General features: G+C 67.6%; 1 protein-coding gene. It reads left to right on the forward strand.

Translation table 11 applies throughout. From position 1 onward, the window contains the following. Positions 1-116 precede the first annotated feature (116 nt). Positions 117-1,205 carry an IS4 family transposase gene (locus ACFYUY_RS40055; protein WP_387908448.1) on the forward strand — a complete coding sequence of 363 codons (1,089 nt, stop codon included), beginning with the start codon at positions 117-119 and terminating at the stop codon, positions 1,203-1,205. Positions 1,206-1,399: the final 194 nt, after the last annotated feature.

Consider the following 1,399-nt stretch of genomic DNA (forward strand, 5'->3'; position numbering starts at 1 on the left):
CAATGCCGTTGCTTTTGGGGTCGCCGGCCGGTTGAGCCGGTGTGCTGATATCCCGCCTGGAGCGGCTGGGACTTGGAGTCCTGACCCGGTCGTGCCCACCCGAGCTGGTCGACCGGGTGATCGACGACGTCGGTTGCTCGGAGAAGCGTCGTCGTCTGCTGTCCGCCCGGTTCACGGTCTACTTCGTGCTGGCGATGTGCCTGTTCCCACAGGCCGACTACCTAGAGGTCCTGCGCCTGGTGAAGACAGGAGACCGGGAGCTGCGATCGTGGGCCGGGGTCAACAAGTCCTCGCTGACCCGGGCGCGGCAGAGGCTCGGATGGACCATGATGCGGGAGCTGTTCCGTGCGGTGGCCCGGCCCTTGGGCGGGAGCGGAGTGCTGTTCCGCGGCCTGCGGGTGCTGGCCCTGGACGGGACCCTGCTGGCTGTGCCCGACTCGGTGGCCAACGACGACACCTTCGGAAAGTCCGGTTCCCCGCGCAGTCCCATGGGATATCCGCAGGCCCGGGTAGTGGCGGTGGCCGAGTGCTCCTCCCATGCCGTGCTCGACGCGGTGATCGGTGGGTTCAAGGAGTCCGAACGCATCGTCTCCGACGCCTTGGACGCCCATCTCGGGGAGGGCACGTTGCTGCTGGCCGATCGTGGTCTGTGGGGCTTGGCCCGATGGCACCGCCTGCGGGAGCGGGGCACCCACCTGTTGTGGCGGATCGAGCGGCGCAAGGCCCGTCGGGTCCAGGACGTCCTGCCCGACGGCAGCTACCTGGCCCGGATCGAGGCGAACAAGCACAGCAAGGCCGCCGGCACCATCAAAGCCCCGCCTGCGCTGGTCCGGGTGATCGAGTACCGCATCGACGGACAGCCCGACATTGTCCGGCTGATCACGAGCCTGACCGACCACGAGCAGTACCCGGCCGCCGAGCTCGCTGCCCTCTACGCCCGGCGCTGGGAGATCGAGCTCGTCTTCGACGAGATCAAGACCCATCAACGCGGCCGACCGGTCCTGAGATCGCAGACACCCGACGGGGTTCGGCAGGAGATCTACGCGCACCTGGTCGTGCACCACGCCACCCGCGACCTGCTGTACGAAGCCGCCCGGTTGCACCACAGCACCACCGAGCGGACCTCGTTCACCCGGGCCCTGCACGTCGTCCGCCGCACGGTGATTTCACCGAGCGGATTTTCCCCCCTCCGCCCGCAGGCGTGACCGGCGCCTTGGAATCGCCGAGATCGGTAACACCCTGCTGCCTCGCCGTCGGCATCGCGACTGCCCCCGGAGGATCCGCTCATGTATCACTCCGTACGGCAGCAAGGCCCTCAACGAACCTGCCAGCAAACGCCGTTCACCGGTAGTCATCACACTCAACCACCGATGGCACGACCACTAACGCAACGGCATTG

Source organism: Kitasatospora sp. NPDC004745 (genome assembly GCF_042873275.1).
GTDB lineage: Bacteria > Actinomycetota > Actinomycetes > Streptomycetales > Streptomycetaceae > Kitasatospora.